This is a genomic window from Sphingomonas sp. GW821-FHT04B01, from assembly GCF_059420425.1.
Map to the genome: position 1 here is coordinate 83,849 of NZ_JBWKTR010000010.1, position 25,776 is coordinate 109,624.

The window sequence follows — 25,776 nt, forward strand, 5'->3', positions numbered from 1 at the left end:
TGAGCCCTCCGGATTGGTCCATTCTTTGTGAGAAATTCCCGGTTAGGTTTGGCAGGTGCCGGACGGGGGAATCCACCGATGAAGAAGTCGAGGTTCAGCGAGCAGCAGATAGCGTTCATCCTCAAGCAGGCTGAGGATGGAACAACCGTCGAGGAGGTTTGCCGGAAGGCGGGCATTTTCATCCAGACCTACTACCGATGGCGTAGCAAATACGGAGGGCTGATGCCGTCGGAGATGAAGCGCCTCAAGGTGCTGGAGGAGGAGAACGTCCGGCTGAAGCGGCTGGTGGCCAACCTCAGCCTGGACAAAGAGATGCTGCAGGATGTCATCCGCCGAAAAATGTAAGGCCTGATCGAGCCCGGGAGATCGTCGGCTATTTGCAGGCGAGCTACCAGGTCAGCGAACGGCGAGCCTGCGGCGCGTTTCCGATCAATCGATCGACCCAGCGCTATCAGTCCCGCCGCCTCGATCAGGCCGGCCTCAAGATGCGGATCAAGGAGTTGGCTGCGACCCGTGTTCGCTACGGGTATCGACGCATCCATGTGCTGCTCCGGCGGGAGGGCTGGGAGATCAACCACAAGCGCACTAATCGGCTGTATCGTGAACTCGGGCTGCAGCTGCGCAACAAGACACCCAAGCGCAAGGTGAAAGCAAAGCTGCGCGATGACCGGACGCCGGCGACGGCGCCCAACGAGTGCTGGTCGATGGATTTCTTGTCGGACCAACTGTTCGACGGGCGCAAGATCCGGGTGCTGTCGATCGTCGACAACTTCACCCGTGTGTCGCCAGCGCTCGACGTACGGTCGAGCTACCGCGGCTCTGACGTGGTGGATACCCTCGACCGCATTGCCGCGGCACACGGTCGTCCCAAGCGCATTCGTCTGGATAATGGCCCGGAATTTATCTCGAAGGATCTCGACCTGTGGGCGTACCAGCATGATGTGGTGCTGGACTTCAGCCGTCCTAGCAAGCCCACCGACAATGCGTTCGCGGAGGCGTTCAATGGCCGGGTGCGGGCCGAATGCCTCAACGCATACTGGTTCTTGAGCTTGGACGACGCACGGGTAAAATGTGAGGCGTGGCGGCGCGACTACAACGAGCACCGTCCGCACAGTTCCCTCGGCAACCAGACCCCGATGGAGCGCGCTTTTTCGTCAGGGCAGGCATGCATGCCCCTGACGAAAAAAGAGCCGGTTTTCTCATAAAGACCGGACCAGAGACGGGGTGAGGCTCACCTTGATCCAGACTGTCATAGTCGATGGACCATTCAGAAGGGGGCAGATCACCGGTGACATCCGTGAGTTGCAGGGCGAATGAAGGTCGCCCGAGCGCTTCCAATCATTGAAGAGACTGTTATCTGCCCGCACTGTGCTGCGCCGACCGTAGTCGGCAGCGCCAGCGGCCTGCTTGAGGAACAGGCGTCCGTGGCGATCGCGAGTTTCTTCATCCCACAAGCTGACAGCAGAACAGCTAACGCTTGGTTGTCATCGACCACCGCCGTTCTCCTTCGCGGCAGCTGCAGCGTGTGGAGCAGGTCGAGGTAAGCCGGTTGGGGGCGTGGCCAGAAGCCGATCGACCAACGCCACGCTGGCATCGAGATCCTTGGTTGCGACAGCGAGGGCGAGGTCATCTAGGCGGGTTGGCGTGCGGCTGATTGCCGAAGACCGCGTCGGATGGATGCGCCCACCAGTCTCAAGCGTGGCAAGCTGCGGACGCGCGAGCGCATGCGCCTGAATGTCGGCGCCGGCGCGCGACAAAGCGAGGGCGCGCGCGACGTGGATCCGCCGGAGCGGCCCCAGCGCGACGATCAGCGCCCACGCGTCGCGCGCGCGGGCGTTGCGTGAGCGGTCCGCCAGCGCCGCGGTGCCGCGGACATAGCGCCGGTGGATCTGCTGGACGCACAGGAAGCTTTCTTGCGCCGCATGGGTCCAGTGGTTGCAGAAAAAGGCGGCGCGCTCGCCAGCGTCGAGATCGCGCCGGAACACCGCGCGGGGGATGGCGCCAGCCACGCACGAAAGGTCAGCGGTACGCTCGCCCAGCAGCGCGAGGTTGAGCGCCCAGCAGCCAGCCGGCGCCGCGGTGACATGATGATGGAAGGCCCCGGCCGGCAGGTCGATCAACGCCTGATGTCCCTGCGCCTCTGCAAAATTGGGATCGTCAAAGAGCGCGTCGATCGCCCCGATCGCGGCATAAACCATGTGCAGCGGATCATCGCCGCCCGGGTCGGGCAAGCCCGTGGCGCCAGCCAGCGCACCCCTGGTCCTGCCGGCCCGCAACGCGGCCTGTGCGGTCTCGATCAGCGTCATGGCGTCGGGCGCGAAGCGCTGCCGCGCGTCGACCATGCGCGCGATGGTGGCCGCCGCTGCGGCGATCGCCGGCGTGCCGTGGTCGGCCAGCCACAGCACGACGCCATCACGGCGCGGATCGTCGGTGAGCACAATCGATGCGGCATCCTGTGAGCCGGCGTAGGCGATCCCTGTGTCGCCGGCGCCGGCATCGCGACGGAAGGCACGCCAGGCGGCCGCGACGCTGGCCTGGGCGATCATCGCGCGATGCAACGCATCGGCGAAGTGCACCGCGCCTTCGAGGCGCCCGAGATGATGCGCGAGCATGGGCTAGCCTCGAGTCATCAAGGTTCGATACGCCAGTAATCAATAGATTGCTAGGCCACCACGCAAAGGCTTTTTACGCACTTACCATAATCGGACATTATGGTAACAGCAGAGGCCAAATTTGGGAGCAAAGGCGCCATGCAAAATGTGGGTTTGACGACAGGTGGTCCGCGGCGATGAGCGAGGTCGTTATTCACCGCACCGACGGCGCCGGTCTGCCGACCCGGGGGCGGCGGGGGGCCGCGGAGGCCACCGACGTCCGGCTGACCCGGTTGATCGCCACCGCGCTGCCGGCTGACGCCGCGCCGGTCAGCGAACTCGGCTTTACCACGCAACTCGCCGCGATTGCCGCGGCGAGCCAGGCGGCGCTGGCGGCCGATCTGGCCTGTTACATCACATGGTGCAGCGACGAGCGGCGGCTGCCATTGCCCGCCGACCCCGAGACGCTCGTCCGTTATCTCGCCATGCTCGAGGCGCGCGGCGCGCAGCCGGCGACGCTGGCGCGGCGGATCGCGAGCCTCGCCAGCATCCACCAGCTTTGCGGCCTCACCGCGCAGGCGCTGCCGACCAGCCATCCGATGGTGCGCGCCGCACTGAAGGGCGTGCGCCGGCGTCGCGGCGCGGCGCAGCGACAGGCGGCGCCGCTCCGCCTCGGCGCCGCGCTGGATCCACATGCCAAGGGGTTCACGCTGTCCGCGTTGCTGGCGGCCTGTGGCGGCGATCTGCAGGGGCTGCGCGATGGCGCGCTGCTGTCGCTCGGCTATGATGCAGGTTTGCGGGTCAGCGAGCTGGTCGCAGTCGAAGAAGAGCGGATCGATCCGCACGACGACGGCTCGGCGCTGCTCTTCATTCCCTCGTCGAAGACCGATCAGGAGGGGCAAGGCGCCTGGGCATGGCTATCACCCGACACCATGCGCCGGGTCGGCGCCTGGCTTGAGGCGAGCGAGATTCGTAGCGGCCCGATCTTCCGGCGGGTCGGGATTGATCGTCGGCGCGCGCGGGCGGCGGTCCCGCCAATGGCGTATGACGCCATTCCTGGGAACACCCGCCATTGGCAGGAACGCCTGCGCGGTACGCCGGCGCGCGATGCGCGCACGGTCTATACCGTGGGCACCACGGCGCTCACACGCCAAGGCGTCAACGCGATCTACCGCCGCGTGGCGTTGGCCGCTTACGATCAGGGTCTGGTTGTCATGCCGGTCGGGGATGTCGAGGCGGAGGTGCGTGCCCTGTCGACGCATTCGTTACGGGTCGGGCTGACACAGGATCTGTTTGCCGCCGGTGAGGACGGGGTCGGGATCGCGCAGGCGCTGCGCTGGTCGTCGCCATCCACCGCGCTGCGCTACGGGCGCAAGCTCGCCGCGCGCAGCAACGTCGCGGCAAGGGTGCTAGCGCGGCTGCGGAGTTGATTTCACCCTTGGATTGAGCACGCTGCTATTCGAAATTCTTCTGCTAGCGTCCCTCGCTTGCGGCACATAGATCGCGTAATCTTCTGACAGTGCTGTCTGCTTGGCTTGCGCGTCGGAACCTATTTGTGGCGGTGTCACGCCCATGGCAACGAGTAGCTAATTGAACCGCCAAGATGGTGAAGGCAGATCAAGTTCGGCCGTCCCGGCATGCTCGATCGTGCCAGTTCGTCTGCACCGTCAGGTGTCAGCGCTGATGGCACTGTTCTGTTTCATCCATAAGCCGGCCGAGCATCCGGATGAAGTTGTGAAACCTCTTGATGGGGGCGATCTGTTACTGGCATCGGCGACGTCGTGCACAAAAGGGGTCAAGGGTAGGGTCGATGCAGATAATCGGTATACCTGCCATGTGGCGAGCTCCATCAATGGGGCTGCGTCCCGCCTTGCCGCGGTAGCGGTGGCAAGGATAAGGAGCATTTGATCTACTGGGAGCATCATCCACATGAATATCGGTGAACTAGCGAAGAACGTAGCTGGTGCGACAAGTTCCAGCGAGGCCAGCGCACGCGCTGCGGTTCTCGCGGTGTTCGATCAAATCTCTATCGCGGTGGCGAAGGGCGACGAGGTGTCCATCAATGGTTTTGGTAAATTCCTCGTCAAGGACCGACCGGAACGCCAGGGCCGTAACCCGGCTACTGGGGAGGCAATGACGATCCCGGCATCCAAGAAGGTGTCATTCACTCCGGCCAAGAGTCTCAAGGACAAACTATGACTGGCTACAAAAGCTAAGAGGTTCTCCGTCGCGCTTGCACCCAAAAGTCCGCGGGGGGGTATCGCACCGACGTCGTTTAAGTATCCTCTCCAAAAATTCAGACCGGCTTCCGCCGGTCCTTTTTTTTTACGGGACACAGTAGGAATATTGATCAAAAGCATCATATGGCTAAGCTGATGAGAATTGAAATAATATTTCACAGCTCTTATGTTCGTTGCATGGCGGTACGGCTTCGCATCTACTCCCCCATCGAGCAAGAACCTCCAGGCAACGGTAGGTCGCTCCTGTTAGAAGCGCGCGACCCCCTTGACGATTGCGGTGAAGAAGGCACCCTTGCCGCATGCGGCGTCTCGCAGGCGCTAGGCCAAATGCTTTAGTCTTGGATTGACGTGATGGGGGGGGGCGGCTCATCGCCAAGCCGATGTACCAGATGCTCGCACTAAACACCTGGATGGCGGCAAATTTGAACGGCGCGCGCTGACGAAGCCGTGTCTGCAGGCGAATCGACTAGAGGCTGATGCTGCGCCTGGTCATCTCTGCCTGAACGATCTGGCCCAGTACGCTGCCCGGCATTGCTCTGAAGATGTCGGCAAGGTCGAGGACGTCCTCGTCGTCTAGGATTTTGATCGAGGCCCTGATCCCGGCAAGGCGTTCAGTGGCATGATCGCCTTGGGCAGCTAGCCGCCGCATTCGTATTTTGAGCATTGCCGGCCTGTTAGCATGCAAGATTCAGCAGCGGCAGGGGGTTTCCACCTCATCGTCTCATAGGTGTGCCGTATCTCAAATGCGGCATGTATGCGATCTTAGATCACGCCGTCTGTGAATGAAGCGAAGCGGCATCGACCGTTATCGCACTCACGGTAATGGTGCTCGCCGCCTTGCTGATCAGATCGGCACCGGTCAGCGTGCGGTGATCGATCCACCACTTTGCGTCGATGATGGTCAGGCAGCTTTGCCAGCCGGTGCCAATATCTGGGATGGCGAGCATGGAGGCCAGGCAGCCGGCCCGGATCGTCGTTGCCCAGGCAATTTGCCGATCGCTACCGGCAAGTGCAGGCAGTTCGAGATGGGCGATGGCGGCGTCATTCCGAAGCGCGGCCTCGGTTTGCTCTGCCCTTTTGCCAGCAATGTAGCAGGACCGGCAGTCGGTCGTCTTCAACCAGCGCGCCTTGCGCTCCTGCTGGCTAGCATAGCCGTCGAGGTGATGCGCCTGCACGTGACCGCAGGCATGCGTGATCAGCTGTTCCATGCGCCCACGATGCGTCGCTGCCGTTCCCACGCAACAGCTATGAGTCGGGTTGAATCATCCTTGCGGTGGACAGCGCGGGGGCAGGGCCTCGCCGAAGAGTGCACGGTAAGGCAGGCGTCACGCCGGCGTCGTCGACCAGTGCAGCTTTGCACGAGCTTGCTGACCAGTAGCACCCGCTTCTTGACCAAGTTGACCGGGGTGCAGTGCAGCGTCAGTTAACAGCGGCCGCCTTGGTCGCACCGCAGGTAGAAGGCGCCGCCATCGCGGATCAGCGCCCCCGTCTCGTCGATCCGGCTGCCAACCATCGTCCTGACTGCTCGCACCCGCCCGTCGCCGATCACATTCGGTGCGTTTGCAATCTGCCTTGGACGCACACGTAATTGCCACTGCTCGGTCACGTATGCGCTTCCCCAAGGGCTTGTCGTAATAACGGCGCAGCCTCATCTCACGGCAGACGCCCTAGAAGTGTTGCTTTATGCCAACACCGTTCGACGCCATCTGCGTTCTCGCATAGGCTCCCCCATGACCCAAAATACGCGATCGTCTGCATCTTTTACGCTAGCATGTCGTATCTCTACCTTGCCTGCCTCCCGTGGCTAAACGGGAGGCACACGTGCCTGCGCCAATCGACTACGAGGCGCTTGTCCTCGCCGAACTCAGTGCCGCGTCCAGCGCGCACAGCGCTGAAGATCGAAACCAGAATTTGAATATGGCGGCAGTCCATGCCTTCGATGGGGAAAAGGGGCTGCTTTCCGGACCTGTCTCTAGCATGCTCACACCCATGACTGAAAATTAAGCGGCGCACTGATAGGCGAATGCAACAGGCGCAACTGTGTTCACGGTCTTTGCATTCGCCAGCGACAAGAGCGTTTGGCATACGGAGTGTGCCTTTCAGGCATCCTCTCCTAAAACCTTTTCGGGTCGCTTCGGCGGCCCTTTTTTTGGCGTCATTCGCTATTAGCAGCCGCGGATTTACTCCACAGCCCATCGCAACTAGCCCTAAATTGCGATCTTTTGCCGAAATGGTTTATTAGCAAATCAGTAACGTGCGCCCTCAACAACCGAGCTTCAAGGAGAGCGTAATGAAAGTTGAGGGCGTCGAGGCTTTAAGGGTGTATCATGAAGCAAGATGCGAGCAGGAGAAGAAGTATAGTCGTCAAGCTACCTGCTCCAAATCAGCCGCGGCGCATGAAAATCTTTATATCTTGCATCGCATGATGAGCATCAACCTTGTGGCGGCTCCTTTATAGAGATTGATCATTCTGACATTGGTAAACTCAAAAGGTATAGGTAGATGCAAATCACTATCCTATGTGGGGGACAGCCATTTCTATTGAGCTAATATGAATTTGCCTGGCTGATTCAGACCTCCCAGACATGCAACCTTGGAGCCCGCCGACGCACCCCTGCGGGCGGGCTTCCTTTTAGGTTATAATACAAGCTTGTTATCGTTAGCCGCAATCGCACGGCTGTCTGTACCGATATCGGGATGGATGCCCTCCAGATCGACACGGTCTACGACCGCAAGCATTATCACGCGCAAAACGCAAGCTGGCGGGTTAAAGCTGCCACGCTCGCGACATTCTCTCAGCTAACGAGGCAAGTCCTTGATGCGCCGCGCTCGCACCGTGCCTGATGCACCCGCCATATTCACGTACAGACCATAAGGTTGCGTATCTTCCACGACCAACGCGGCAGCGTCGATCTCGCAACCTTCCGCGATCGTAACCCCCGGATTGATCGAGACATCTTGCAATACCCGGCTGCCGGCCTTGATCGTAATTGGCGAATTGATCGTTTCCGGTGACGAGCGGCGCGCAGGGTTGCCGCTATGATGATGTGTGCTGGTGGTGAACGTTACACCGGATGACACTCGCGCTCCGTCCTCAAACGTCAGGCGCGCAGCGCCGTCATAGCGCGCAAAGCTGTCCAGCAGCGTGTCACGCCCCATGGCGATGTCGGCACTATCCAGCCAACAGGAATGCCGAATTGTGGCCGTTGAATGAAGCTCGGCGCCAGCCAAATTGAGAAGCCGCCGCCGCAGTCCATTCCGGATAAAGACGCTGCCCTGCACCCTCAGGATGATCGCGCGAAGCCACGTCCTTTTCCACGCCGCACCTGCCACTCAGCCAAAGCCCTCACGTTTCACATCGCGAAAAGATGCGGGTTACTCGAAGATAAAGTTGTTGTCACTATGCCGTCGCCTCTATTGATTTTCGTCTCGACGTGCATTTATCGGCCGGACAGGGGGGCGCCACAAGATCAACGTCAAAGCATAAGAGCGCCGAGCGCAACGGGGATGTCAGATGAGAAAGTACCTGATTGAAACAGTAGAGGTGATCGTAGGCCTCCCGCTGCTTATAATCGCATGCATGGGCAGCGTGGCTATGGCGCTCTTTGGTCCCGGCTTCGACTAACCTGCTCCCATGAATCGGTTCGGGGACGGCGGCATCCGGACTCAATCAAGATGCGATCTAGTGTGAGTACCTTCCCCATGAATTTGTTGCGGCGCATGCTAGCGGCCTTCGCCTCATCGGAAAGTTGTCCTCATGGCGGCCAGCTTCCCGGCAATTATTCGGGATGCCATCGCCGACGCGCGCCCTTCGGCCGTCACGATGCATTCCTGCAGCCGTTCTTGAAATGATTGCGGCCTTCCGTCGGCGCGCTGTCTAGGCGGCATACTGGCTGTCGGATGATCACCCTCCGGCGGCTGACGAGATCAAGGAGCGATCGAACGCCATCGTAGTCGAAGCGGTGCTGTTCGGCACGGCAGCGACGACCGTCGAGGGTGTCATCGTGAAGCTTCGTACCCTCTACCCCCACATCAGCCAGGACGTTTTCGCAGAACACGCTGTGACGAACCCTTGGCATCCGGATTTTCGGCGCGGTCTAAAGGTCGCCGATGGCACGACGAAGTCCTCTGGGCTTGCATCGAGGATCTCGCCTGCATCGGCGGCATCAACCTCACAGGGCAGAGCGCATGATCGGCATGTTCGACTTGGCCTAGCAAACGTCGATGCCGCTCTCAAAGATCGAGAGGATCGCGTACACCAGCAGCGATAAGCATGGCCAGCCTAAGTACCACGTATGCATGGATGGCGGCGGGAGGTGGGAGCTCAGCGGGTTCGCCTACACTCGGATCGCATCGACACCGCTGCAGTTCGTCCCTGCAAACCCAAGCATCGAGGCCTTGATAGGCGATGTGGACGGTGACGAGCCTCACGTAAGCCGGTCGCCGGTCATTGCTTGGGCGAAGTGCTTTGATAGTCCGGTTCGCATCGTCACCCCCGTTGGCGTCGGCGATGGCCATAGGTGGAAGGAAGGTCAGGGCTATGCCCTAATGCCTGACAGCTCCGCGCATTCGGTCGGCCAGTACCTCGACGTCATCCGCTTCGACGATCTGCATGCCTATTTCGCCTATGAAGTCGATCAGCATCGGGTGAGCGCTGAAGCGCGCAAGCTCACGGAGATACGTTCGTGAGTGGCGACATTCCTCTCGCCACGTTCATGTTATGTTGGAACCACGGCTTCTACGGCGCCACCCCAAGTTGCAAGGTCGTGTTGTGGCCGGACGAGGCCGGCGCGTCTTATCCTTACCTGTCCAGCCTGGGGCCTACTTCGCCGATTTTAGCAAAATGGATGCTCGCGGTCAGAAGCTGCAGTTGATGATCGACGCTTGGCACGTCGCCGCGTGTACGATGTGCCGATTTTGATGGTTCAAGAAACGCTGCTCGTCATTCCCGAATATCGATTCATGCTCGCTGACAACTGCCTGCCCCGGCAGTTCGCCTGCGAGCGCAGCAGGAAAGCAAGATGGCATGCTCGTCGTGCATTCACTATCTGTCGGGCGCCCCCGCAGCTTACGAAGCAGGCCCATCTTTGCGTGAACGACCTTCCCCTGAGGGTCAGGGCATTTTGTCGGTGTTATCCGCCCCGATGGTGACCAAATCTGGAGCATGGCAACACCACCTCCGTCTTCCAATTTGTTTACCGCGATCAGGATTGCGGCGAATACCAGTCGCGGATGCCGCTATGCTAATGGGATGCGTCGGCCAGAGCTGCAGCTCCTGCGCCTGGTGGGAGCGGCAAGGTCCGCAGCTGTCGAAGGCGACCCGTGATCCGTCAGCAGCCGCGGACACAGGGACGTTTCAGGCACACGCGCCGGTCGTCATTCAGGGCAATAGTCCCTTTCCGGTGTCCATGTTCCCGGTGACGCACGAGACGCGATGCTGCGGCAAGTGTCAGGGCATCGGCAGCAACGGTCCTGACGGCGGAGAGACGGTCGTGCCATTCCCGACGGCTACGAAGCTGGCGGCATGTAGCCACAGCCGTCACAAGCCAGCTGGCTTAGTACTCAGGCGTGCTTCGATCTCGCACGCTCGCCATCGCGGCGAATCCAGCCCCTGCAACGAAGGACGTAGCGAACCATGCACCCAGTACACCGATAACGAACATGCGAACCTCTCTCTCCAGCTCATTGATCGGCTGGCTGTCCATTACCTCGAACAGAATTATCGCGATAACAAGTGAGCAGAGTTGCCGTATTGGTTATAGACGTATCATAGGGCAAGCTCGGCCTGTGGCTGTCATGTCACAGACCGACGCACGTCCAGCGCAAGCGTCACCGGTTCATCGCATCGTCGTTGAAAAGCAGCGGTTCGGCACTGAAGGATCTGGGCCGTTATGGACCGCGATCAACTACCAGCCCGGCTGTCGGATCTTCCGCGCGATGAGTGCCTTCGGGCTCTCCACCAGCGCGCTGCCGATGCACGTGCGCAGTGGCTGGAACAGCGGACACCGCAGCCATCCCTCTGGAGCCGCCTATTCGGCTGACATTCGAGATTGCGGGATGGTGGCATGACGCCCCTGCCTCCGTTCGTCTGCGAGGTGGTGCAGGTCCACGATGGCGACGGTCCGCTGTGGTGCCGATCGGGCGAGAAGGTCCGTGTCGCCGGCATCCAGGTGTTCGACTTCGAGAGAGTGCCGAACCTTACCGTCGTCGTGCCGCTCGCCGGGCAACGTACACCTGCGACTACGCAGCGGCTCAGCGCAACCAGCAGAGTCAGCCACCTGACGCTGAACCAGCGCCTGTGTTCAGTCCTGCCCTCAAAGGCCGACCTACGACGACCTGATACGCGCCCCTTTAAACTAACAGCTCTGTGCCACATTGCCCACATTGGTAATTATGGCTGTTTCGGACTGGAAATCACGCTATACAACCAGAATGGTGGAATGCGTGCGGATGAAGGATCGAAGTGAGCGCGCAACTGCGATGGCGCGTGGCGAATTGGCTCGCCGCAGATTGCGGTGTGAGATATTTGGTCCGACGCTAATCGATGATGCAGCTTGGAACATGATGCTCTTCATGTTCGTGGAACGACAAGCCGACCTATCCATATCTCGGGTATGCGCCGCGGCGCTTGCACCACGAACCACAGCTTTACGGCAATTGAGTGTCCTGGAAGCCCGTGGCTTAGTCGAATCGCATGAGAACCTGGAGGATCGCCGGGGGCGGTTCGTTAGGCTGCAAACCGAAGGGCTTGCTACTTTGAAGGCGTACCTCGACACAATTGCTGATATGCCGCCCGGCCTTTCCAAATAAAGTTAGATGATAGGCCGGGCCAACACCTGCCGCGCCTCACCGCGGGCGAACCAGGACATCTGTCCAATGAAATAGTCCGAAACGGTTTGTTAATGCACCAGCAATAGAGTGTATCCGTCTCCCTTGAGGAATCGGATCATGAAAAACGTGCGGATCAGCAACAAGCTGCTGATCGCCTTTGGCGGCGTCGGGCTCTTGCTGGTAGCCCTCGCCTGGTTTTCCATCGCTGAGATGGGGTCGATCAATGGCCTGATGAGCCTTGCCCTTCGCGACCGATTGCCGAAGGTCATGCTGACCGATGATATCAATACGGCAACGTCCGACTTCCGCATTGCAGAAGCTGAGCACATCCTTGCGCTTGATCCAGGCGCCATGAGCACTGCGGAGGCAAAGATCAATGCGCAAAAGGCATTGATCGATCAGAACTATAAAAGCCTCGACGAGAGCCTCCATAAACCACAGGCGCGTGCGTTGCTCGGGGCATTTCATGAAAGGTGGGCAGCGTACCTTGCGGCAGACCGTGCGTTATTAGTATTGTCGCGTCAGAACAAGAATGCGGAAGCGACAGCTTTAATGCGCGGCACCTCGCAGCGGCAGTTTGATGCTGCGTCGAAAGTCGCAGGTGATCTAAGTAAGTTTGAGGCGGGATTAGCGACGGCATCAAGCGATGAGGGTGATGCACTGTATGGCCGCGCACGCACCATGCTGATGATTGCTGTGGCAGTCGCCTTCCTTGGTCTTGGCCTGATTTTGACCGTCCTCGTCAAACAAATCGCGAAGCCGGTGTCACAGGTCACAAATGCGCTTGGCGAGCTGGCCAGCGGTCGCATGGATGTAGCGGTGTCAGCTGATGATCGCACCGATGAAGTCGGCCAGCTCGCTGCCGCGTTGAAGCAGTTGCGCGACCAGCTTGTCGCGGCAGAAGCTGCAAAGACCGAACAGACCGCCATGATCGTCGACAGTATTGGTTCGGCGTTGTCGAAGCTGGCTGATGGGGATTTGATCTCGCGCGTTGAAGCCGATCTTCAAGGACCGTTTGCTAAGCTGAAAGCTGATTTCAATGCCGCCGCGGCATCGCTGCAAACCACCTTGTCTCAGGTCACCGAAGCGGCGGGTGGAATCAACTCAGGCGCATCAGACATTCGACAGGCATCGGACGATCTGTCACAGCGGACTGAGCAGCAGGCAGCATCCCTTGAGGAAACGGCGGCAGCAATGGACGAGATAACCTCCACCGTTCGCAGCACGGCCGACAAAGCTAACAGTGCAAACGCAGCGGTGCAAAGTGCCCGTCAGGAAGCAGTGCATTCCGGTGAGGTAGTTCGCCGTGCGGTGGAAGCCATGGGGGGTATCGAGCGCTCATCATCAGAAATCTCGGAGATCATCTCCGTCATCGACGGCATAGCGTTCCAGACCAATCTGCTTGCCCTGAATGCCGGCGTCGAGGCCGCGCGCGCCGGTGATGCAGGTCGAGGCTTTGCAGTGGTTGCTTCGGAGGTGCGGGCTCTCGCGCAGCGTTCGGCCGAAGCTGCAAAGGACGTCAAAACTCGTATCAGTACCTCCTCCCTGCAAGTCGAAGCAGGTGTCCAGCTTGTCGGCGAGACCGGAACGGCTCTCGAGCAGATCATCAATCGGATCGGCGAGATCGATGGCCTGGTGTCCGAGATCGCGCAGGCGACCATCCAGCAATCCACGGGGTTGCAACAAATCAACACTGCCGTTTCGGAGATGGATGGCGTCACCCAGCAAAATGCCGCGATGGTCGAGGAGGCCACTGCTGCTGCCAGGAGCCTTGCCAGTGAAGTCGATGGTATGTCGCGCCAGATCGCGCGTTTCCGCACGGGCGCCCCATCGATGTCTGTGGCGCAGCCGGTACATCAGCTACAGGCTCGTGCCGCAACGACAGGGCGGCAGATCGGCAAAGTGGCGCTACGTTCGTCAGGCAACGCAGCCGTCGCTCTCGTCAAAGACGACTGGTCGGAGTTTTAATTGATGGTTGATTATGGCCCGCAGGATGACACGCGTCGTAAAGATGCTGTCCTGCAATGTCTAAACTATGATCTAGTCGAGCTAGAAGCGGTACTTGCCGACGCTAGGCGGTCGCTGATGCAGCTAAAGATGCTGGCATGTGGCGGCACCAGACATTCCATCGTTAACGCTACTATTGATAAGCTACAATAAGGCCACTACCCGAATACCCCCCCACCCGGTCACGAGCCGGGGGGGGTATTAGTTGTTAAATGACGCCAGGACAGGATACGCCAATTTGTTCGATGGCGAGAGAAATGCTGCAGGCAGCCAAGGCAAGCGATCCTTCACGCGAGGCATCGATAGCCTCCAAAGCATCGGTCAAGATACGTCGGATGATTAAAGGTAGATGCCCACTCGGGTAACCCGTGATTGTTAGGTCGCCCGATGCTTGGGGGTCAATGTAAGCCATACGGTAGGTCCTCGATATGTCGCTTTCCCGGCGTATGACGCTACCACCTGTTTGGTTAACAACCCGTTTTGGTTCTATTTTACATCGTATGCACTGTCGGCCTAGCGGCATGGTTTCGCCGCTCGCTGAACTACAAGCAGCAAGTGCCTGCGTTTCAACGATGCGTATGTCACCGCTCTTTCGGCAGGATGACTACCCTATGCCGAAATAGCGGCCAACTTCAGCGTTGAGCTAGGCAATGCATTGGTTGATCGACAAACATGGCGCGACTCACGGTTTATTAGCATCTGCGCGCTATCAAAGCTATATGGCCGCCTCTGTGTCCACCGTCATCCACTGCATCCGTGACATGCACGATGCTCGATTGATGATCATCGCGAGCTTTGTCTGCGCGACTGGCATCTACGCTTCTTTCGCGATCGGCCATCATGCCGCCAGAGCTATCGGTTCGGCTCGCACTGGATGGGGTTTAGTGAGCATCGTAGCGAGTGGGAGCACCGCTTGGGCAACCCACTTCATCGTCCTACTTGCGTTTAAACCCGGTATGCCGGCAGCTTTCGATCCATTGCTGACAGCCATTTCGTTGACCTGCGCAATCGTTGGCATCGGCGCTGGCGTCTGGGTCTCCATCCACTCGCGGCAGCGGTGGCAGAAATTTATAGCAGGGCTGATTGTCGGGGTCGGCGTGGCAGCGCTGCACTACGTCGGGCAGGCGGCATATCTCGTCCAAGGAATGGTCGCTTGGAACCTGAGCTTGGTGATACCATCCGTTATCGTCAGCCTACCCATCACAGGGTTTGCCATGATGGCGGTAGGAAGCCGAAATAGGCGCGTCCGATCGACCGCTGCGCCGTTGCTATTGCTATCGATTGGAATGCTGCACTTTTGCGGCATGGCCGCCATGACGCTTCACGCTAACCCGGCGGTGAAATTTCCAACTCACGCTGTTTCGCCCCAAGCAATTACGCCTGTTGTCGCAGGCGTGTCTCTCGCTCTCATTGTCTTGGCGGTATTTGGCTGGCGGTTCGATCTCGGAGCCAAAGTACGTTTGCGGCAGGATCGACGTCGTCTTCGCGAGCTAGCCGATGTAGCGCTCGAAGGCTTGTTGATCTGCCAGGATGACATGATCGTTACCGCCAACGACAGCATCGAATTTCTATCCGGGCACGAACCAGGCTCCTTGTCCGGTCGTTTTGTAAGCTATCTGCTGCCTGGTCTTGATGTATCCAGCATGCCAGAACGCGAAGAACGCGAAGTCGATCTGATCTGCGTCGAAGGCAGGCATGTTCCTGTCCGCGTACTCCGCCGTGAGGTCGCATTGGGGCACAAAATACAGACTGTGATCGCCGTCCGGGACCAGCGCGAGCGCCTGCAGATGGAAGCCAAGATGCGATTGCTCGCGTTTACGGACTCTCTGACCGGTCTTGCCAACCGAACACGTTTCTTCGATCTTCTGGCGCTACACACAGCATCGCGCCGAAATCAGGATAAATCCTGTGCAGTGCTGATGCTCGATCTGGATCGCTTTAAGGCGATCAATGACACCCTGGGTCACCCAGCGGGGGACATCGTGCTAGGCATGGTGGCAGATCGCTTACGGTCCACCTTGCGTGACGGCGACATCATTGCACGACTTGGGGGAGATGAGTTTGCGATTTTGCAGTTGGCTACCGATGAGGTCGATGCAGCCTCTGCGCTGGCGGCACGCATTGTCGATATTATCGCCGCACGGCCCTTCATGCTTGATGGGCAGGCAATCTACCTCAGTGCAAGCATTGGCATAGCGCTTGCGCCAGATGATGGCGACGATCCGGCAGGGTTGATGCGCAACGCTGACCTTGCCCTCTACGCTGCAAAAGCGAGCGGCAGGGGGGGCTTCAAGCGATACAACATCACGCTTGACGAGCAAATGCGCGAACGGCGTGCCATAGAGATCGGGCTGAGGCTTGCTCTCGAGGAAGGGCAATTGGAGCTACATTATCAGCCTTTGGTCGACGCTAAAACAGGACGTATTACCTCGGCCGAAGCTCTCGTACGCTGGAACCACCCCGCGCGCGGGCTGGTATCACCGGCTGACTTTATCGGCATCGCCGAAGAAACAGGTCTTATCGTACCGCTGGGTGAATGGGTAATGCAGACGGCGTGCGTAGAAGCGGCAACGTGGCCACAGAGCATGAGTGTGGCGATCAACCTGTCACCAGCGCAATTTCGTGATCGCTTGCTGGTTACTCATATTGTGCAGGCTTTTGAAAATAGCGGCCTGGCTCCTGAGCGCTTAGAGCTCGAAGTTACCGAAGGCGTTCTGTTGTCGGATGAGATCGGTACCCTTGAAACGTTGAACCAACTCAAGTCATTGGGGGTCCGGATATCAATGGACGATTTTGGCACCGGCTATTCATCGCTCAGCTACTTGCGTAAATTTCCATTTGACAAGATCAAGATTGACCAGTCTTTTGTACGCCAGGTACCTGATGACGCCGAGAGTTCGGCTATCATCCGCGCCATCATCACCATGGCCAAGTGTCTTGGCATGTCAACAACGGTTGAAGGTGTCGAGACACCCGAGCAGTTCGACTTTTCCGTCGCGGCAGGCTGCGACACGATCCAGGGTTACCTGATTGGCCGTCCACTCACCCGTGCCGATCTTGCTTCAATGGTTGCTACTAGGGGAAAGGCTGCAGACCTACCCGCGGCAGCCTGAACCCTTGCACCTCAGAACGAGCCGCTCCGCCATTTGACCGCCACCACTAGGCAGCAACTTCGGTCAATTGGCTGTCCGAGGCGGCGGAAATGCAATAGTTATCTTTGTTTTGATGAGGGAGGTCAACCACTATTAAGCTTATGCTTATAGATATCCTGCAGACCGATGCCTTGGCTTGATATTTATTGGCTGTCGAGACACCAACTCACGTTAGTCCTCATAATTACTGCCCCATTTTCCTTGCGGGGTAGTGTCAGCGCCTAAATTGCCCATATTTCAAAACTTTTTTATGAACCCATATGCTCCGCCTTTTGCGGCAGCGGGATAGCGGAATGGCGGCTTCGGAACAGTGATCCGGCGTAAGCTGACGTTCATTCAGGCAGAGTACGACAGCAGCTATGCGCTCTGGTATCGGCCATTCGAGCGTTTCGGCGAAATTCTGAAAGCCGCCGGCCGTTCAGCCAACGCCGATTGGCATGATAGGCGGATTTCGGATTGGATGCCGCAACAGGCAGCCGACATTTACAGAATGCCAAGCAGCTCATAGGTTCCAGTATCAACGAGCGCACGCTTGATTGAGGGGGGTACTGTCGATTTGACGATTTCTGCAATTCGACACGCCGTGCCCACGCTCCTCGCCGCACCTCCGCGTGCGCTAAATAAGGAATTCGTAGAGGAATTCCTGAGGCGAACACCCACGACGCGATACTATGGCAGCAAGAGAAAACTGCTGGCTTGGATCTTCCAGGTAACGTCAAACATTAATTTCAACACCGTACTCGACCTTTTCGGAGGTACGGCATCGGTGTCGCTCTTGTTCAAGGCCATGTCCAAGCGCGTGACCTATCACGACGGTTTCGTCTTCAATTCCGACGTGGCTCACACCCTGCTTTCAAACGAACTTGCGTTGGACGAAAGTTGGATTACCGACTTCTTGGAGCGTCTTCGCCCATGCGATGGCGTGGTCTCATCGAACTTCGAGAACATCTTCTACATCGCCGAAGAGAACAGGTGGATTGATGGGTACATGGTCGCCCAAGCGGCCAAGACGTTGGGCGACGGCGAACGCCGGCTTCTTCGATACCTTCTATATCAGGCTTGCCTCAAAAAGAGGCCCTTCAATCTATTTCACAGGGCAAACCTCAACATCCGCACCCGCACAGACGTGAAGCGATCGTTCGGCAACCTCACGACATGGAACAAGTCCTTCGACCATCATATCGTGGCGAGCCTCAGGGAATTGCGAAAGGCTCTCATCACTTCGCCTGTACAGTTCGAGGTGCTTACCGCCACCAATGCAGAGGAAGTCGCTGCAGGATATGACCTTGTCTACATGGATCCACCTTACGTCGGGCATAATCAAGCCCACAACCGTGACAACTATTGGATGAAATACCACTTTCTAGAGGGCATTTGTCGCTACGAAGATTGGGAGCAGGGTATTTCATCGAATTCCGCCATCAAACATCTTGAGGAGCCGGCTTGGATGCGTGACTGGTCGGATAAGCGATTATTCAAAGATTTGCTCTTTTCGACCGTATCGAGGCACAAGGAGTCGATCGTCGTTCTCTCATACGTGGCCGACGCCGTCCCGGGTTTTGAGGAAATCGAAGCTTTCTTCAAGACCATTTTTTCAAGGGTTTTGACCTACCATCAAATACACCGATACGCTCTCAGCGGCAGAGACAAAAGCGAAATCCTTTTCGTGGGTTATCCCTAAAACATGCAGCTAGATTTCAAGAAGTTTCAGTTTCCGATTTGGGGCCTGATCATCGCCGCGTCCGTCGTGGTCCTGCTGCTGGTCGGCTACTGGTATTGGGCCATGGATGACAAAAGCACGAAGATGGTGGGCTTAGTCGGCGGAGTCGTTAGTGGTCTCGCCGTTTTTCTTATCACCTATATCACCGTGATTGGTCCATCTATTCGGCTCGAGCACTTCACTCGTATGGGGATAGTCGACGTGCTGAATAACCGGCATGACAAGGACTATTACGAGAAGCTCGTCGCGAACGCACGGTATTCGGTTCGCGTTATGGGCGCATCATGCACCCGTTTCGTGAACGACTTTCTGGACCCGGACGCCGACGACAAGGTTCTCTTCGATCAGCTACAGCGCCATGGCCAACTGAAGGTGGAGTTGCTGGTGCCGGTGGAGCGACATCTCGCGCCCAGCGCCAAGGCAAAGACGCCGGAACTCAAAAAGAAGCTGGAAACGCTCGAAGCTAATTTTCCTGGGCGGGTGATCCTAAAGCGTTTCGACGACAAAGCACATCACAGTTTTGTGATCGTCGATGACGATCTCGTCGCCGGGCCTGTCTTCGAAGGTGACAAAAGCCGCCATGCTCCTGCCGTGCACGTAAAGATGACCACTACCTACGCCATGAAGTATCGTGAGTTCTTCGAGCAGGAGTGGTCGAAGATTGTCACTTGATGGTCGGATCCGGATCGCCGGTCGTCCTCGAATACACGTCGGACTGATCTCGATGCACAAGGCGCCCCTTCGTAGAAACGGAGGCATCGGCTTCGCCGTGGCGTCGCCCGAAGCGATCCTGTCGTTCGACGGCTCGGAGGACTTCGTTGTCGTAGACCGCAGGGCCCGTCCGCTCCATGATGTCGAGATCGATCGGCTGATCGAAACGCTTCGGAGCGCGAAAACGGAGTTGGCATTGAAACACGGCGTGATCGTCGAAATCGACGGGGCGTTGGCGACCCATGTGGGTATGGGATCAGGATCCGCCATCAGGCTGGCCTGCATCGAGGCACTGCTGGCGATCAATCGCACCGAGCTGTCGCGTGAGCAGATAGTGCGGCTGTCGGGTCGAGGAGGCACGTCAGGAATTGGAATTAATGCCTATTTCGACGGCGGCCTCGTCTTCGATCTTGGCGTCCGGCATGACGGGGATGGCTACGCGCCATCGTCCGCTATCCGTCCAAAGGCATTGCCGCTGTCGCTTCACCCGACCTCCTTGCCGGAGTGGGCAGTTTTGTTGGCCATGCCAAGACGCATTCCGGCGAAGAGCCAGCAGGAGGAGCTCGCCTTCTTCCAGAGAACACTTCCGTTAACTCCGGAGAATTCCTATCGAGCCTGCTACGACGCTCTCTTCGGGGTCTTCGGCTCGCTCCACGAACAGGACCAAGGTGGTTTCGCGACTGCGATCGAACGCATGCAGGAGACGGAATGGAAGCGCCGAGAGTGGCAAGAGCATGGAGACGCGTTGATAGCGCTACGTGACGGACTGCGAGCGCTCGGAGCAGATTACGTCGGGATGTCGAGCCTCGGTCCGATGTTATTCTCCGGCGGATCCTCGGCGTTTCTTGCGGCCGCTGCGCAAGCAGCGGAGATGCTAGACTGCGACGTGTTTTTGTCGCGGATGACTAATGAAGGGCGCACCCTCAGCGCAGAACCTACATGCGCCCTCTGACCTTCTTCACCGGCAACCAGACCAAGCTCGCCCACGCGCGGTACATTGCGGAGGCCTATCCGCTGCGCATCGTGAGCTTTCGCCAGCGGACCTATCACGCTGGCTATGAAGAGCCGCGGCTGGAATCCCGGGAAGAGCTTCTCGAGCAGAGCTACGAGAGCGCTAGAGAGCAATGCGAAAAGGCTGGAATTTCGCTCGATGGAAGTGCGTTCATTCTAGAGGATACCTCCGTCAGGATAGAGGCCTTCAGCGATGCCGTGCGGGAGTATCCCGGAACGGAGGTCAAGTTCTGGATGGCGGAGCAGTCCTTCGGGGATCTCGACCGCCAGCTAAAGGAGCGCGGAAACGATCGTCGCGTCGTCGTCCGATCCGATGTCCTGCTCCATGTGCCAGCATCGCTGCAGGAAGCTTGGCGTACGAAGAAGAGATATCTCGTTTTCGTCGGGCGTCAGGGCGGATCTATCATCGAGCGCGAGCAGGAGTTCGAGAGTAATCTCGTTTTCCCGTGGCTGGAAAACGGTTCCTTCAACAAATGGTTCGTGCCCGAGGGTGCCGATGCACCCTTTGGATCGCTTCCGATAGAAGAGGCGGACAACGTGGACTTTCGCCGACAGTCATTCACACGGTTGTTCCAGTTTCTGAAGGACGTCGGCTACGCATCGATGGAGCGACAGCTCAAGCTGAAGATCGAGTCTTCGCCGACGATCCTCCTTTGTGGACCGACGTGCTGCGGGAAGACGACGGCGGCGCAATGGCTCACTCGGGAATTTGGCTTTCTTCATGTCGAAGCCAGCGATTTTATGCATCTCAGCTATCTTCACCGGCACGGATACAAGGGCGAGATCAAGATCGGCGATTATGCGGAGGAGGCTCTGAAGCAAAAGCCGCACATCGCCGCCGAGAAAGTCGTCGACTACGTTCTGGAGCATCCGGCGACCCCGGTCGTGATCTCCGGCTTCAGATCACCAGCCGAAGTGGAATACGCGGAGAAGCGGCTCGGGGAGGCGGGTAAGAAGCTCACCAAGTGCTTCATCAATGCCGATCAAGACAAGCGGTTCGAGCGATTGAAAAGCAGGATGCGCGCCGGCGATGAACTCGATGTCGAAAAGCTGGCGCGAAGAGACGCGCAGCAGGGCCGGATGGGGCTAGACGTCATCGCAACAGACTCCTCATTTCGTCACATCACTAACAACGCGACGATCCCGGACTATACAAGGAAGATCGCGCGGCTCGTATCGACGATCTCACGGAACGCGATGGACATCCCTGAGCAGCTCGCTGCCGTACGCCAAGTTCGGGAGGTAAAGCTGGAGGACGCGATCAAGATCGCACTGCTTGCGTCGTGGGAGGATCATGAACGGCGTGCAAGCTTCACGACCACGGATATTGCGAAGTCTATTAACGATCAATTTCCGAACATCAGGTCGAAGTACAAGGACAATGTTAGCCGATACTTCAATCAGGACTTCTACCCGTACTATGAAATTAGCGGGAATGGAGACCGGAAGCGATACAGACTGTCAAACACGGGTTATGGCGAGGGCGTCAAGGCGCTTAGGGACGTGATCCACAGTATCCGTGAGGGCTGATCAGTTTGGGTATCATGCGCGCGAAGCGCCCATTGCGATATCGATAGAATTTGGGAGGATGTCCCGCCTTTCGCTCAAAGTGTCCGAAACTGCCTGTCGGCAGTCGGCCCAGTTCCGGTTAAGCAGCATATTTCGAATGAGCGTCTGCTTTTGGAAAGTCGGTACTGGCCCTTTAACGGCGAGTTTTGGGTCTTCGCCCCACAGGGCTGTACCGCTCCTCCGTCATTGGGCCGTGTCACACACTCGCGCAAAGCGCACTGGCGGCATGCCGACGTGCCGGGTGAAGGCTGTGCTGAACGTGCTGGCCGATCCATAGCCGACTTGGGCAGCGATCTGACCGATCGCGAGATCGCGTGTCCGTAACAGGCGCTTCGCCAACGCCATCCGCCAGGTAAGCAGATACTCGATCGGCGGTATGCCGATCGTGCTGGTGAAGCGTGCGAAAAAGGCGGAGCGGGACATGGCCGCTTCGGCCGCCAAATCCGAGACCGTCCACGGATGCGCGGGGCGCGCATGCATGACTCGCAACGCCGCAACCAGTCGTTCGTCAGACATGCCCCGGGCGAGGCTCGGCATGGCGGCGGGACCGGAGCCGCAGCGCAACGCCTCGATCAGGAGGACCTCGAGCAGGCGTTCCAGCACCAATTCGCGCCCAGGCCTTGCCTTACGGGTCTCGTCCCCGACCAGATTCATCAACGTGGCCAGCCGTGGCTCGCCGCGGGCCACCACCATCGCGGGCAGCAGCGACAGGAGCAGAGCGGCGTCGGGTGATGCGAAACTGCAGATGCCAACCTGCATGCGCAGATTGACGGGCTGATCCACCTGTCCGATGCGGAACCGGCCCTCGCCGATCTCTGTCGGGGTCATCACGGCGCCGTCCGGCGGTGGGTCCATGCTCTCGATGCCGTCTATGGCCCGATCGCCAGTAGCCGGCAGCAGCACGAAGTCGCCGGCCCGCACAACGATCGAGGCCTGGCCGGCGTTCACCACCCGGCATTCGCCTTCCAGCACGGCGAAATAGACGGGCTTGCCCTCGACGTCGCGGCGGATGCGCCAACGACCGGCATATTCGACCAGTTTCGAGAAGCTCGCGGAGGGCCGCAGCAGGGTTACGATCTCGGCAAGCGGATCAATGGTCATATCAGGACGATCGCCAATGAATTCGGGATTGTCGACCATAGCCAGTCTTGATCCTGGAAACCATTTTCGGCGCTCCCCCACTCATCAACGGAGCAAGACATGCCCAGCGTCCTCATTACCGGCTGTTCCTCGGGCTTTGGTCTCGAAACCGCAAATCTGTTTCTCGACCGCGGCTGGAGCGTCATCGCGACGATGCGCACGCCTGACCCCGGCCTGCTGCCGTCGTCGGACCGGCTCACCATCCTGCCGCTCGACGTCACAGACCGCGACAGCATCGCCAGCGCGTTTGCGCAGGCGGGGCCGGTAGACGTGCTGGTCAACAATGCCGGTTTCGGCGCCGCGGTCCCGATCGAGCTCATCGAGTTCGAGACGGCGCGCCAACTCTTCGAGACCAATACGCTTGGCACGCTTGCGATGATGCAGGCGGTCCTTCCGGCTTTCCGCGAGCGCCGATCAGGCGTGATCATCAACGTGACCTCGACCGCTACGCTGAAGCCGCTGCCGCTGGTCAGCACCTATCGCGCCAGCAAGGCCGCAGTGAATGCGCTCACCGAAAGCCTGGCGGTCGAGATGCAGCCGTTCGGCGTACGCGTCCATATCGTGCTGCCCGGCCGCTCCCCGACGACGCAGTTCGGCGCGAATGCGAGACCGCATCTGCGCGGTTTCGACGATCCCGATTACAAGCCGATGATCGAGGGCATGATCAAACAGTTCCAGGAGGACACAGGGCCGGTCACCCATGCCCAGGACGTTGCAGCTGTCGTGTTCGAGGCCGCGACCAACCCGTCCGCACCGCTTAAGATACCCGCCGGCGCCGATGCGATTGCCTGGATGGCGGACGCCGCCTGACGTGTGAAACGGCGGCCGGCGGGTACCTACCCGCCGGACACCGGGCCACAGCCCCGAACATTAGGCGGAAGCCAGCCGGACTGCCGTCTCGCGATAGTCGTGCAGGGGCCGGCCGAGCAGGCTCGCCAGGCGCTCGCGGTCGCCTGCCTCCGGGATCATCCCGTCGCTGACGTAGCGCTCGGCCATCAGTCGCATCTCATAAGCCATCCAGCGCGGCATGAACGTCGCCATATTCTGTTCGAAGCCGTTTGGATCGTCGCCGCCATAGGCGACGGGGCGGCCGAGGACGTCGGACCATATCGCTGCCACGTCCTCGCCGGTCAGCGTCTCCGGACCGACCACGTTGATCGTCTCGATCGGAAGCCTGCCGGGTGCGCGGTCGCGCCGGATCAGCTCGATCGCGGCGACCTCGGCGATGTCGCGCGCATCGACCATGGCCACGCCCTTGCCGCCGATCGGCATCGGATAGACGCCGTGCTGAAGGATCACGTCCTTCACCATCGCCTCGTTGTCGATGAAATATGTCGGACGCAAAATGGTGGCGCCGAAGTTCATCGCCTCGAGCATCCGCTCGGCACCCGATTTCACCGCGAAGTGGGGTACGTTGACGGCGCGGTCAGCATCGAACACCGACAGATAGACGACGCGATCGAGACCGGCCTCTCGCGCGACGTTTAGCGTGACGATCGCTTGGGTAAATTCGTCACCGGTCACCGCGTTGAGTAGGAACAGCGTCCTTACGCCGACAAAGGCCCCGCGCAGGGAGTCGATGTCGAGCAGATCGCCCTTGGCAACATCGACGCCAGCCGGAAACGCCGCCTTGGTAGGGTCACGGGTGAGGACGCGGACAGAAGCGTCGCGAGCGACGAGCTGTTCGACGACATGGCGGCCGACGCGTCCGGTGGCGCCGATTACGAGGATGGTCATGAGGCTTCTCCTTGGGTCTTGCTGACCCGAGCAAGATGCGTGATCCATCTTCAGGCAAATAGACGCGCAATCTGGACGCGCCGTCTCATGGGTGGAACGATATGGACCTGCTCGCACTTGCCGATTTTACGCTCGTCGCCCGCCATGGTGGCTTCGGCAAGGCCGCGCGCGCCGCGCGCAGACCTAAGGCGACGCTGTCGCGCCGCGTGTCGGAGCTGGAGGCCGCGCTCGACCTGCGCCTGTTTGAGCGCGGCAAGCGCGACCTCAAGCTGACCGAGGAGGGGCGGGCGCTGGCCGAAAGGGCAGGCGCTCTGCTCGCCGAGCTTGAGGAGACGACGATCCAAATCGCATCGGGCAGCGCGGCGGTCCGTGGACGCCTCAGGATTAGCGCGCCGCTTCTCTTCTCCCAGACCGCGATGGGGCGTCTGGCGGCCGGGTTCGCGCAGCGCCATCCCGATGTTCGGCTGGAGGTCACGACCGACGATCGCGCGGTCGACATGATCGAGGAGGGCTATGATCTCGTCATCCGGGTGAACCCGGCAGCGGACGATGCGCTGGTGGGCCGGCCCTTCCTCCACGACCGACTGGTCGTCGTTGCTGCACCTGACCTATCGCCGCTGACAGGCGGCATCTTTCCTGCCGTAGTGCGCGACCGCGACTTCGAGAGCAGCTGGATGATCGCCACCGCAGATGGGCAACGCACAATGGCGATCGATCCGGTGCTCCGATTGTCCTCGCTGGTGATGATCCGGGATGCGGTGCGTCTTGGTGCCGGCGTGGCGCGCTTGCCCCTCTCGCTGGTCAGCCGGGACATCGCAAGAGGGCGGCTGATTGCGTGGGGTGATGTTCCGACCTCACGCGTCGCGCTATGGGCGCTCTACCCCTCGCGACGCCTGCTCAACGCCAGGGTGTCGGCATTCTTGGAGTACCTGCGGCAATCTTTTCCGAACGGGACGGCCGAGGAACTCGCAGCCTATCTGGATGATCGGCGCTGACCGTCAGCGGCTCGCCGGTCACGACGCCTGACATGAACGAACGGCGGCTTCCGGGCAGCGTCTGCCTCGCTG

Annotated in this window: 21 protein-coding genes; 15 read left to right on the forward strand and 6 right to left on the reverse strand. The window is 59.4% G+C overall.

All coding sequences use genetic code 11. From position 1 onward, the window contains the following. The first annotated feature begins 78 nt into the window (after nucleotides 1-78). Nucleotides 79-1,205 (forward strand): IS3 family transposase gene (locus AC07UH_RS18940; RefSeq protein WP_495181742.1). Its coding sequence is split into 2 segments (ribosomal slippage): nucleotides 79-340 and nucleotides 340-1,205, totalling 1,128 coding nucleotides; the frame shifts between segments, so codons are not numbered across the junction. A gap of 279 nt (nucleotides 1,206-1,484) precedes the next feature. On the opposite strand, the gene AC07UH_RS18945 is transcribed toward AC07UH_RS18940, so the two are convergent. Beyond that, nucleotides 1,485-2,612, reverse strand: coding sequence for a hypothetical protein (locus tag AC07UH_RS18945; protein ID WP_495181743.1), 1,128 nt, complete (start codon nucleotides 2,610-2,612; stop codon nucleotides 1,485-1,487). 176 nt (nucleotides 2,613-2,788) lie between these two features. On the opposite strand from AC07UH_RS18945, the gene AC07UH_RS18950 reads away from it, so the two are divergent. Both AC07UH_RS18950 and AC07UH_RS18955 read left to right on the forward strand, forming a co-directional pair. Next, nucleotides 2,789-4,021: an integrase gene (locus AC07UH_RS18950; protein ID WP_495181744.1), complete on the forward strand. Its 1,233-nt coding sequence runs from the start codon at nucleotides 2,789-2,791 to the stop codon at nucleotides 4,019-4,021. A gap of 499 nt (nucleotides 4,022-4,520) precedes the next feature. Further along, nucleotides 4,521-4,790, forward strand: a complete 270-nt coding sequence (locus AC07UH_RS18955; protein WP_495181745.1) for an HU family DNA-binding protein — start codon at nucleotides 4,521-4,523, stop codon at nucleotides 4,788-4,790. Between the two features lie 808 nt (nucleotides 4,791-5,598). Here the strand turns inward: AC07UH_RS18955 and AC07UH_RS18960 are convergent. Continuing rightward, nucleotides 5,599-6,039, reverse strand: coding sequence for a hypothetical protein (locus tag AC07UH_RS18960; protein ID WP_495181746.1), 441 nt, complete (start codon nucleotides 6,037-6,039; stop codon nucleotides 5,599-5,601). A gap of 215 nt (nucleotides 6,040-6,254) precedes the next feature. Continuing rightward, nucleotides 6,255-6,437, reverse strand: a complete 183-nt coding sequence (locus AC07UH_RS18965; RefSeq protein ID WP_495181747.1) for a hypothetical protein — start codon at nucleotides 6,435-6,437, stop codon at nucleotides 6,255-6,257. Nucleotides 6,438-6,652: 215 nt separating this feature from the next. On the opposite strand from AC07UH_RS18965, the gene AC07UH_RS18970 reads away from it, so the two are divergent. After that, complete coding sequence (locus AC07UH_RS18970; protein ID WP_495181748.1) at nucleotides 6,653-6,835, forward strand: hypothetical protein; 183 nt, start codon at nucleotides 6,653-6,655, stop codon at nucleotides 6,833-6,835. Nucleotides 6,836-7,630: 795 nt separating this feature from the next. Here AC07UH_RS18970 and AC07UH_RS18975 read toward each other — a convergent pair. Beyond that, nucleotides 7,631-8,113 (reverse strand): acyltransferase, encoded by a 483-nt coding sequence (locus tag AC07UH_RS18975; protein WP_495181750.1) that lies wholly within the window; start codon nucleotides 8,111-8,113, stop codon nucleotides 7,631-7,633. A gap of 942 nt (nucleotides 8,114-9,055) precedes the next feature. Here AC07UH_RS18975 and AC07UH_RS18980 point away from each other — a divergent pair. From AC07UH_RS18980 to AC07UH_RS19020, 9 genes are all read left to right on the forward strand, one after another. Beyond that, nucleotides 9,056-9,520 (forward strand): hypothetical protein, encoded by a 465-nt coding sequence (locus tag AC07UH_RS18980; RefSeq protein ID WP_495181751.1) that lies wholly within the window; start codon nucleotides 9,056-9,058, stop codon nucleotides 9,518-9,520. 1,107 nt (nucleotides 9,521-10,627) lie between these two features. Next, nucleotides 10,628-10,900 carry a hypothetical protein gene (locus AC07UH_RS18985; RefSeq protein ID WP_495181752.1) on the forward strand — a complete coding sequence of 91 codons (273 nt, stop codon included), beginning with the start codon at nucleotides 10,628-10,630 and terminating at the stop codon, nucleotides 10,898-10,900. Then, complete coding sequence (locus AC07UH_RS18990) at nucleotides 10,897-11,298, forward strand: hypothetical protein (RefSeq protein ID WP_495181753.1); 402 nt, start codon at nucleotides 10,897-10,899, stop codon at nucleotides 11,296-11,298. Before AC07UH_RS18985 ends, AC07UH_RS18990 begins: the two co-directional genes overlap by 4 nt. Nucleotides 11,299-11,779: 481 nt before the next feature. Beyond that, complete coding sequence (locus AC07UH_RS18995) at nucleotides 11,780-13,630, forward strand: methyl-accepting chemotaxis protein (protein ID WP_495181754.1); 1,851 nt, start codon at nucleotides 11,780-11,782, stop codon at nucleotides 13,628-13,630. A gap of 689 nt (nucleotides 13,631-14,319) precedes the next feature. Next, nucleotides 14,320-16,782: a bifunctional diguanylate cyclase/phosphodiesterase gene (locus AC07UH_RS19000; protein WP_495181755.1), complete on the forward strand. Its 2,463-nt coding sequence runs from the start codon at nucleotides 14,320-14,322 to the stop codon at nucleotides 16,780-16,782. Nucleotides 16,783-17,353: 571 nt separating this feature from the next. Then, nucleotides 17,354-18,502 (forward strand): DNA adenine methylase, encoded by a 1,149-nt coding sequence (locus tag AC07UH_RS19005; RefSeq protein ID WP_495181756.1) that lies wholly within the window; start codon nucleotides 17,354-17,356, stop codon nucleotides 18,500-18,502. 3 nt (nucleotides 18,503-18,505) lie between these two features. Continuing rightward, nucleotides 18,506-19,213, forward strand: coding sequence for a hypothetical protein (locus AC07UH_RS19010; protein WP_495181757.1), 708 nt, complete (start codon nucleotides 18,506-18,508; stop codon nucleotides 19,211-19,213). Beyond that, complete coding sequence (locus AC07UH_RS19015; protein ID WP_495181758.1) at nucleotides 19,173-20,204, forward strand: beta-ribofuranosylaminobenzene 5'-phosphate synthase family protein; 1,032 nt, start codon at nucleotides 19,173-19,175, stop codon at nucleotides 20,202-20,204. Before AC07UH_RS19010 ends, AC07UH_RS19015 begins: the two co-directional genes overlap by 41 nt. Then, nucleotides 20,192-21,793 (forward strand): non-canonical purine NTP pyrophosphatase, encoded by a 1,602-nt coding sequence (locus AC07UH_RS19020; RefSeq protein WP_495181759.1) that lies wholly within the window; start codon nucleotides 20,192-20,194, stop codon nucleotides 21,791-21,793. The genes AC07UH_RS19015 and AC07UH_RS19020 overlap by 13 nt, the downstream gene beginning before the upstream one ends. A 222-nt stretch (nucleotides 21,794-22,015) precedes the next feature. On the opposite strand, the gene AC07UH_RS19025 is transcribed toward AC07UH_RS19020, so the two are convergent. Then, nucleotides 22,016-22,972, reverse strand: a complete 957-nt coding sequence (locus AC07UH_RS19025) for an AraC family transcriptional regulator (RefSeq protein ID WP_495181760.1) — start codon at nucleotides 22,970-22,972, stop codon at nucleotides 22,016-22,018. Nucleotides 22,973-23,032: 60 nt separating this feature from the next. On the opposite strand from AC07UH_RS19025, the gene AC07UH_RS19030 reads away from it, so the two are divergent. Further along, complete coding sequence (locus AC07UH_RS19030) at nucleotides 23,033-23,782, forward strand: SDR family oxidoreductase (RefSeq protein WP_495181761.1); 750 nt, start codon at nucleotides 23,033-23,035, stop codon at nucleotides 23,780-23,782. Nucleotides 23,783-23,842: 60 nt separating this feature from the next. On the opposite strand, the gene AC07UH_RS19035 is transcribed toward AC07UH_RS19030, so the two are convergent. Next, nucleotides 23,843-24,709 (reverse strand): SDR family oxidoreductase, encoded by an 867-nt coding sequence (locus tag AC07UH_RS19035; protein ID WP_495181762.1) that lies wholly within the window; start codon nucleotides 24,707-24,709, stop codon nucleotides 23,843-23,845. 101 nt (nucleotides 24,710-24,810) lie between these two features. Here AC07UH_RS19035 and AC07UH_RS19040 point away from each other — a divergent pair, with 101 nt between their 5' ends. Continuing rightward, nucleotides 24,811-25,704: a LysR family transcriptional regulator gene (locus AC07UH_RS19040; protein WP_495181763.1), complete on the forward strand. Its 894-nt coding sequence runs from the start codon at nucleotides 24,811-24,813 to the stop codon at nucleotides 25,702-25,704. Nucleotides 25,705-25,776: the final 72 nt, after the last annotated feature.